10 protein-coding genes are annotated in these 8,436 nt (G+C 68.3%); 5 read left to right on the top strand and 5 right to left on the bottom strand.

What is annotated here, in order from left to right; genetic code table 11:
- A partial coding sequence (locus AC1D1T_RS27255; RefSeq protein ID WP_477992851.1) for a phosphoketolase family protein occupies positions 1-369 on the top strand: 369 nt, incomplete at its 5' end.
- Between the two features lie 73 nt (positions 370-442).
- Positions 443-1,012 carry a GNAT family N-acetyltransferase gene (locus tag AC1D1T_RS27250; RefSeq protein ID WP_477842901.1) on the top strand — a complete coding sequence of 190 codons (570 nt, stop codon included), beginning with the start codon at positions 443-445 and terminating at the stop codon, positions 1,010-1,012.
- Here AC1D1T_RS27250 and AC1D1T_RS27245 read toward each other — a convergent pair.
- The 5 genes from AC1D1T_RS27245 to AC1D1T_RS27225 all read right to left on the bottom strand — a co-directional run bounded on the left by AC1D1T_RS27245 (position 960) and on the right by AC1D1T_RS27225 (position 3,666).
- The gene (locus AC1D1T_RS27245; RefSeq protein ID WP_477826574.1) at positions 960-1,226 is read right to left on the bottom strand and encodes a hypothetical protein; all 267 of its coding nucleotides are present in this window, start codon (positions 1,224-1,226) and stop codon (positions 960-962) included. The two genes, AC1D1T_RS27250 and AC1D1T_RS27245, sit on opposite strands and share 53 nt — an antisense overlap.
- A 139-nt stretch (positions 1,227-1,365) precedes the next feature.
- Entirely contained in the window at positions 1,366-1,788 is a 423-nt protein-coding gene (locus AC1D1T_RS27240; RefSeq protein WP_465112034.1) for an OsmC family protein, read from the bottom strand.
- A gap of 58 nt (positions 1,789-1,846) precedes the next feature.
- Positions 1,847-2,422 (bottom strand): DUF4337 domain-containing protein, encoded by a 576-nt coding sequence (locus tag AC1D1T_RS27235; protein ID WP_047504720.1) that lies wholly within the window; start codon positions 2,420-2,422, stop codon positions 1,847-1,849.
- An 18-nt stretch (positions 2,423-2,440) separates the two neighbouring features.
- Positions 2,441-2,947: a dihydrofolate reductase gene (locus AC1D1T_RS27230; protein WP_477826573.1), complete on the bottom strand. Its 507-nt coding sequence runs from the start codon at positions 2,945-2,947 to the stop codon at positions 2,441-2,443.
- Positions 2,948-2,985: 38 nt separating this feature from the next.
- Positions 2,986-3,666, bottom strand: a complete 681-nt coding sequence (locus AC1D1T_RS27225) for a GntR family transcriptional regulator (RefSeq protein ID WP_477992850.1) — start codon at positions 3,664-3,666, stop codon at positions 2,986-2,988.
- Between the two features lie 57 nt (positions 3,667-3,723).
- Here AC1D1T_RS27225 and scpA point away from each other — a divergent pair, with 57 nt between their 5' ends.
- From scpA to AC1D1T_RS27210, 3 genes are all read left to right on the top strand, one after another.
- A complete protein-coding gene (scpA, locus tag AC1D1T_RS27220; RefSeq protein WP_477992849.1) occupies positions 3,724-5,898 on the top strand; it encodes a methylmalonyl-CoA mutase in 2,175 nt (724 codons plus the stop codon).
- A gap of 115 nt (positions 5,899-6,013) precedes the next feature.
- The gene (meaB, locus tag AC1D1T_RS27215; protein WP_477992848.1) at positions 6,014-7,030 is read left to right on the top strand and encodes a methylmalonyl Co-A mutase-associated GTPase MeaB; all 1,017 of its coding nucleotides are present in this window, start codon (positions 6,014-6,016) and stop codon (positions 7,028-7,030) included.
- 6 nt (positions 7,031-7,036) lie between these two features.
- Positions 7,037-8,436 (top strand): acyl-CoA carboxylase subunit beta (locus AC1D1T_RS27210; RefSeq protein ID WP_477992847.1); only part of this gene is annotated, 1,400 nt, incomplete at its 3' end.

The following is an 8,436-nucleotide window of genomic DNA, read 5'->3' as shown; positions in this document are numbered from 1 at the left end:
CCGCACGGGCTGACCGACGAGGCCTTCGATGCGATCTTCACCGCCGACCGGCCGGTGGTGTTCGCGTTCCACGGCTACCCGTCGCTGGTGCACAAGCTGACCTACCGGCGCCGCAACCACGCGAACATCCACGTGCGCGGCTACTGCGAGGAAGGCACGACGACGACGCCGTTCGACATGGTGGTGCTGAACCAGCTCGACCGCTACCAGCTGGCATTCGACGCGATCCGCCGCGTGCCGCGCCTGGCCGACCGGGTACCGGCCGAGGCCGAGCGGCTGGCGGCGACGCTGCGCCGGCACCGGGAATGGGTGTGCGAGCACGGCGACGACCTGCCCGAGGTGAAGGAGTGGCGCTGGTCGCCGCGCTGAAACGTTCGCATCCCCGTACGCCGTTGCGCCCGCCAGGCGGCCGGCGCGCGACCGGGTCGTCATCATCGCTGCCATGACGATCCCCTCGCTTCGCGACGTTCCCGACCGCTTCGACAGCCCGCGCCTGACGATCCGCTGCCCGCAGTCCGGCGACGGGCCGCGCTTGCATGAGGCGATCGTCGCGTCGCTCGACGCGTTGCGCGCGTTCCCGGCCTCGCTGCCGTGGGCGATGGCCGAACCGACGCTAGCCAGCGCCGAGCAGTTCTGCCGCGAAGGGCGCGCGCATTTCATGATGCGCTCGATGATGCCGATGCTGCTGCTCCTGAAGGGCAGCGACACGCTGGTCGGCATCGGCAGCCTGCATGCGTTCGACTGGGCGGTGCCCAAGTGCGAGATCGGCTACTGGGCGCACTCGGCGTTCACCGGCCGCGGGCTCGTCACCGAGGCGGCGCAAGCCATCACCGACCTGGCGTTCGGCCCGCTCGGCATGCGCCGGGTCGAGGCCTTGCCCGACGCCGGCAACATCGCCAGCTGGCGGGTCTGCGAGCGTGCCGGCTACACGCTGGAAGGCACGCGGCGCAACGACCGCATCACACCGGACGGCATGTTGCGAGACTCAAGGGTCTACGCACGGATTCGCTGAACGACGGCGCCGACTCGAAGCGGATGCAGCCGCGCTGCAGGCACGACTGGTACTCGCGCAGCGACAGCGTCACAGCCTGGCGGTCGCCATCGGCATGCCAGACCAGCTTGACCCACAGCGCGCCTTCGATGACCCAGCACGCACCCGCGGGAATGTCCCGCAAGCCCTCGTCCGCGTGCACCTCGAACCCCGCAATGACCATCCCTCGTTTCATCGCTACCTCCAGTGGTGGGTGCCGTCCGGGACTCTGCGATCCCGGCGCAGCCTCACTGTAGGGGGCGCCCTTTGCGGGCACCGTGGGTTGATTCCGACGAGCGTGTAGGACATCGCCGCGACATGCGGGCAGGCGCGGCTCAGACCAGCGTCGCCTCCAGCGAGATGTCCGCCTTCAGCAGCTTCGACACCGGGCATCCGGCCTTCGCCTTCGCCGCCAGCTCCTGGAACGTGGCGTTGTCGGCGCCCGGCACGTTGGCCTTCAGCGTCAGGTGGACCGCGCTGATCGCGTAGCCGCCTTCCACCTGCTCCAGCGTGACCTTGGCGGTCGTGTCCATCTTCTCGGCGCGCAGCTTGGCTTCACCGAGGATCAGCGACAGCGCCATCGTGAAACAGGCGGCGTGCGCCGCACCGAGCAGTTCCTCGGGGTTGCTGCCCGGGGTGCCCTCGAAGCGGCTCGCGAAGCCGTAGGGGTAGTCCTTCAGCGCGCCGCTCTCGGTCGAGATCGAGCCCTTGCCGTCCTTGATGCCGCCGGACCATTGGGCCGAGCCCTTGCGTTGGATCTTCATGCCGCTCTCCTGGATGTGGAGGGCGCAGCGTAGCGCTTCAGGCCCGACCCTGTCACCAGTGCAGCCAGGCAGCGACGCCCAGGCCGAGGCCGAGCGCGCTGATCCCGTACACCGCGTACTCCGTCCAGCGCCGCTTCGTCAGCAGCGCGATCGCCGCCATCGCGATCGAGATCGACAGTGCGGTGGTGGCCTGTGCCCAGCGGTGGTGCTGGTGCATCTGCTCCTCGCTGCGCTTGTCGAAGGCGGTCGATTCATCTTCCAGCTTCTTGGCCGCCGTCATGATCTCGGCCTTCTCGGTCTTGTAGCGCTTGATCTCCTCGGTGTAGAACGCGCGCCGGCCCTCGGGCGCCAGTTCGACCGCCAGCTCGGCCAGGTTCTGCTTGCTGCTCTTGGCCTGGTAGTAGTTCCACTGGTTCGACGCCTCGGTCTTCTTGATCGCCGCGTCGTTCTTGTAGAGCCCCGCGTTGGCCTGCGTCGCGCCGCCCATGTACGAGAAGATCGCACCGAGCGTCGCGAGGATCGCGGTGATCACCGCCAGCTGGCCGGCGTGGCCGTCGGGGTTGTGCTGGGCCGCATGCTCCAGTTCGTGGTCGTGCGGGCCGTGGACGTGGAAACCGTGTTCGGACATGTCATCCTCCTCGTGTCGTCAAAGTTGCGGTTGTTTGCGTGAGTACGTGACCCAGCGGTAGCGGATGCCATCCGGGCTGGTCTGGAAGTCGCCGGGGTCCGCGTCGAACTGCGCGCGGTCCCAGTCGGGGAAGAACGTGTCGGCGTCGAACTCGGCATCGAGCTCGGTCAGCACCAGCTCGTCGACCAGCGGCAGCGCCTCGCGGTAGATCTGGGCGCCGCCGATCACGAAGGCCTTCGGCACGTCGCCGGCCAGCGCGATCGCCTCGGCCAGCGAGCCGGCGCGCTCGGCGCCGGTGGCCTGCCAGCCTGGCTGGCGCGTGATCACGATGTTGCGGCGGCCCGGCAGCGGGCGGCCGATCGAATCCCAGGTCTTGCGGCCCATCAGCACCGGCGCGCCGAGCGTGGTGCGCTTGAAGAACTTCAGGTCCTCGGAGATGTGGCAGAGCAGGGCGTTGCCCTTGCCGATCGCGCCGTGCCGGGCGACGGCGGCGATCAGGCTGATCAGTGGTCGGGAGCGTGTCATGGGCACGATTGTCGCCGCGCGCCGCACCGGGTTTCGTGTCAGGCCGGCATCGCGGCGTCCCGTCCATTCGTCAGGTGCTGCTGCATCAGCAGCTGCACCTTGGTGCCGTCGCGCGCCTTCAGCGCGGCCATGATCCTGCGGTGCTCCTTCAGCGACGCATCGAGCCGCCCCTGCTTGAACAGCGAGTGGTGCCGGTTCAGCTTCATCACCTTGCGCAGGTCGGTGACCAGCTGGTGGCGCCAGCGGTTGTCGGCGATCTCCAGCAGCCGCATGTGGAACTGCTCGTTGGCGCGGAAGAACGCATCGCGGTCGGCCACGCTGTCTTCCAACGCCTGGTGCAGCGCCTGCAACTCGGCCAGCTGCGCGTCGGTGGCCCGCGTGGCGGCCGCCGCAGCGGCATCGCTCTCGAGCAGCGCCAGCAGGTGGAAGACCTCGGCCAGGTCGCGCTCGGACACCTCGGTGACGTAGGCGCCGCGGCGCAGCTTCATCGTCACCAGCCCTTCGGCGGCCAGCACCTTCAGCGCCTCGCGCAGCGGGGTGCGGCTGATGCCGTACTCGGCGGTCAGGGCTTGCTCGTCGATCCAGCTGCCGGGCGCCAGCGTGTGGGCCATGATGCGCGCACGCAGCCGCTCGGCGACCTGCACGTAGAGCGCCTGGGTGGCCGGCAGCCGGGCGGCGGCCGGCGATTTACCAGCGGGGACGGTGGAAACCTTGGACATATAATTCAATTTTGAATTATGGATGACGCCTGCCGGGTCGTCCAGCGGAGCGGGCTCATGTCGGACCAGAAAAAAACGGATGACAAGGATGCGTTGCTGACTTCCGAGGCGCTGCCCGCATGGCAGAAGGCCGCCGCGAAATCCGCGCCCGGCGGGCGTGTCGACGCGCTCGACTGGGTGACGCCCGAGGGCATCCGCGTGAAGCCGCTGTACACCGCGGCCGACACCCGCGGCCTGCCGTACACCGACACGCTGCCCGGCTTCGCGCCGTTCGTGCGCGGCCCGCAGGCGACGATGTACGCGGTGCGGCCGTGGACCATCCGCCAGTACGCCGGCTTCTCCACCGCCGAAGCCTCGAACGCGTTCTACCGCAAGGCGCTCGATGCCGGCGCGCAGGGTGTCAGCGTCGCGTTCGACCTGGCCACGCACCGCGGCTATGACAGCGACCACCCGCGCGTGACCGGCGACGTCGGCAAGGCGGGCGTCGCGATCGACAGCGTCGAGGACATGAAGATCCTGTTCGACGGCATCCCGCTCGACAAGGTGTCGGTGTCGATGACGATGAACGGCGCGGTGCTGCCGGTACTGGCCGGCTACGTGGTGGCGGCCGAGGAGCAGGGCGTGCCGCAGGACCAGCTGAGCGGGACCATCCAGAACGACATCCTCAAGGAGTTCATGGTCCGCAACACCTACATCTTCCCGCCCGAGCCGAGCATGCGGGTGATCGGCGACATCATCGCGTACACCGCGAAGCAGATGCCGAAGTTCAACTCGATCAGCATCAGCGGCTACCACATGCAGGAAGCGGGCGCGAACCAGGCGCTGGAGCTCGCCTTCACGCTGGCCGACGGCAAGGAGTACGTGAAGACGGCGCTGGCCAAGGGGCTGGACGTCGACGAGTTCGCCGGGCGGCTCAGCTTCTTCTGGGCGGTCGGGATGAACTTCTACCTGGAAGTCGCGAAGATGCGCGCCGCGCGGCTGCTGTGGTGGCGGATCATGAGCGGCTTCGGCGCGAAGAACCCGAAGAGCCTGATGCTGCGCACGCACTGCCAGACCTCGGGCTGGAGCCTGACCGAGCAGGACCCGTACAACAACGTGGTGCGCACGACGGTCGAGGCGATGGCGGCGGTGTTCGGCGGCACGCAGAGCCTGCACACCAACGCGCTCGATGAAGCCATCGCGCTGCCCACCGATTTCAGCGCCCGCATCGCGCGCAACACGCAGCTGATCATCCAGGAAGAGACGCACATCACCAGCGTGGTCGACCCGTGGGCCGGCAGCTACATGATGGAGAAGCTGACGCAGGACATGGCCGATGCGGCCTGGGCGCTGATCGAGGAAGTGGACGCGATGGGCGGCATGGTGAAGGCCGTCGACAGCGGCTGGGCCAAGCTGAAGATCGAGGCGAGCGCGGCCGAGAAGCAGGCGCGCATCGATTCGGGCAAGGACGTGATCGTCGGCGTCAACAAGTACAAGCTGAAGCAGGAAGACCCGATCGACATCCTCGACATCGACAACCATGCGGTGCGCGAGAACCAGCTGAAGCGGCTGAAGCAGGTGCGCGCGGCGCGCGATGCGGCGGCGGTCGAGCGCACACTGGCGGCCCTGGTGGCCTGTGCGGCCGGCGGCGAGGGCAACCTGCTCGCGTTGACCATCGATGCGATCCGGGCCCGCGCGACGGTGGGCGAGGTGAGCGATGCGCTCGAGAAGGTGTGGGGGCGCCATCGCGCCGATACGCAAAAGGTGACCGGTGTGTATGCAGCCGCTTACGACAGTGCCGAAGGGTGGGCGAAGCTCCAGCAGGAGATCGCCGAGTTCGCGCAGGCGCAGGGCCGGCGCCCGCGCGTGATGATCGCCAAGCTCGGGCAGGACGGGCACGACCGTGGCGCGAAGGTGGTGGCGACGGCGTTCGCCGACCTGGGCTTCGACGTCGACATGGGGCCGCTGTTCCAGACCGCCGAGGAGTGCGCGCGCCAAGCGATCGAGAACGACGTGCATGCGGTGGGCGTGAGCACGCTGGCGGCGGGTCACAAGACGCTGGTGCCGGCGATCATCGCGTCGCTGAAGGCACAGGGTGCCGACGACATCATCGTGTTCGTCGGCGGCGTGATCCCGCGGCAGGACTACGACTTCCTGTACGAGGCCGGCGTGAAGGGCATCTACGGGCCGGGCACGCCGATCCCGGCGAGTGCGAAGGATGTGCTGGAGCAGATCCGCAAGGCTGTTGGATGACCCACCCCCGAAGCGCCTTCGGCGCCTCCCCCTCAAGGGGGCGCCGCCAGCGGCCCGGCAAAGCCGGTTCCGCGGCGGCCGCTCGGTCCTCGTTTCGGCATTCCATCGGCTTGTGATGAACGCCGGAGACGACGCGTTGTGTGAAGCCTTGGTTGGACGCGATCCGCAGGCACGGCGGCGCTCGCTCGCCAAGTCCATCACCCTGCTCGAATCCACCCGCCCCGACCACCGTCTGCGCGCCGACGCGCTGCTGAACGCCCTGCTGCCGCACACCGGCCGCGCGCTGCGCCTGGGCATCTCGGGCGTCCCCGGTGTCGGCAAGTCGACCTTCATCGAGGCCTTCGGCCTGCACCTGATCGCGCAGGGCCACCGCGTCGCGGTGCTGACGGTCGACCCGTCGTCCACCGTCTCCGGCGGCTCCATCCTCGGCGACAAGACGCGCATGGAGCAGTTGTCCGTCCACGACGCCGCCTACATCCGCCCGAGCCCGTCATCGGGCACGCTCGGCGGCGTGGCCGAGAAGACCCGCGAGGCGATGCTGGTCTGCGAGGCCGCCGGCCACGACGTGGTGCTGGTCGAGACCGTCGGCGTCGGCCAGAGCGAGACCGCGGTCGCCAGCATGACCGACATGTTCGTGCTGCTGCAGCTGCCCAATGCCGGCGACGACCTGCAGGCCATCAAGAAAGGCGTGATGGAGCTCGCCGACCTCGTCGTCATCAACAAGGCCGATATCGATCCGGTGGCCGCGACCCGCGCCGAAGCCCAGATCACCAGCGCGCTGCGCGTCTTCAGTTTCCACGGCCGGCCCGACCAGGTTCCGCCCGCACGCGTGATGCAGATCAGCGCGCTCAAGTCGCAGGGCATCACCGAGTTCTGGCAGCGCGTTCGGCAGTTCGCCGACGAACGCCGCGCGAGCGGCGAGTTCGAACGCCGCCGCGAGCGCCAGGCCCAGGCCTGGATGTGGGACCTGATCCACGCGCGGCTGCACGCCGACTTCAAGCACCACCCCCGCGTGCACGCGGCGCTGGCCGGCATCACGCAGGACGTCGCCGCCGCGCGCGTCGCCCCGTCATCGGCCGCGCACACGCTGCTGCGCCTTTTCTTCTCGTCCCCGTCTTCCATCCCGGAGTGAGCTGACATGCACGACATCCTCGAACAACTCGAAGCCAAGCGCGCGCTCGCCCGCCTGGGCGGCGGCGAGAAACGCATCGCCGCCCAGCACGGCAAGGGCAAGCTGACGGCCCGCGAACGCATCGAACTGCTGCTCGACGAAGGCACCTTCGAAGAATGGGACATGTTCGTCGAGCACCGCTGCCACGACTTCGGCATGGCCGACAACAAGGTGCCCGGCGACGGCGTCGTCACCGGCTACGGCATGATCAACGGCCGCCTGGTGTTCGTGTTCAGCCAGGACTTCACGGTGTTCGGCGGCGCGCTCAGCGAAGCGCATGCCGAGAAGATCTGCAAGGTGATGGACCAGGCGATGAAGGTCGGCGCGCCGGTGATCGGGCTCAACGACTCCGGCGGCGCGCGCATCCAGGAAGGCGTCGCCTCGCTCGGCGGTTATGCCGAGGTGTTCCAGCGCAACGTGATGGCCTCGGGCGTGGTGCCGCAGATCAGCATGATCATGGGCCCGTGCGCAGGCGGCGCGGTCTACTCGCCGGCGATGACCGATTTCATCTTCATGGTGAAGGACAGCTCGTACATGTTCGTCACCGGCCCCGAGGTCGTGAAGACCGTGACGCATGAAGAGGTGACCGCCGAGGAGCTGGGCGGCGCGGCCACCCACACCAGTCGCAGCGGCGTGGCCGACCTGGCGTTCGAGAACGACGTCGACGCCCTCGCGATGCTGCGCCGGCTCTACAACTACCTGCCGCTGAACAACCGCGAGAAGGCGCCGGTGCGGCCGAGCAACGATCCGGCCGAGCGCATCGACCTGTCGCTCGACACGCTGGTGCCCGACAACCCGAACAAGCCCTACGACATGAAGGAGCTGATCGTGAAGACCGCCGACGACGGCGACTTCTTCGAGCTGCAGCCCGAGTACGCGAAGAACATCATCATCGGCTTCTGCCGCATGGAGGGGCAGACGGTGGGCGTCGTCGCGAACCAGCCGCTGGTGCTGGCCGGATGCCTGGACATCAAGAGCAGCATCAAGGCGGCGCGCTTCGTGCGCTTCTGCGATGCGTTCAACATCCCGGTGGTGACCTTCGTCGACGTGCCGGGCTTCATGCCGGGCACCAGCCAGGAGTACGGCGGCATCATCAAGCATGGTGCGAAGCTGCTGTATGCGTACGCCGAGTGCACGGTGCCGAAGATCACGGTGATCACGCGCAAGGCGTACGGCGGCGCCTACGACGTGATGAGCTCCAAGCACCTGCGCGGGGATGTGAACTTCGCGTGGCCGAACGCCGAGATCGCGGTGATGGGGGCGAAGGGCGCGGTCGAGATCATCTTCCGCGACGAGAAAGGCGATCCGGCCCGGCTCGCGGCGCGCGAGGCCGAATACAAGGCCAAGTTCGCGAACCCGTTCGTGGC

The organism is Rhizobacter sp. P2_H3, assembly GCF_056403355.1.
This window is presented reverse-complemented; position numbering and strand designations above follow the sequence as displayed.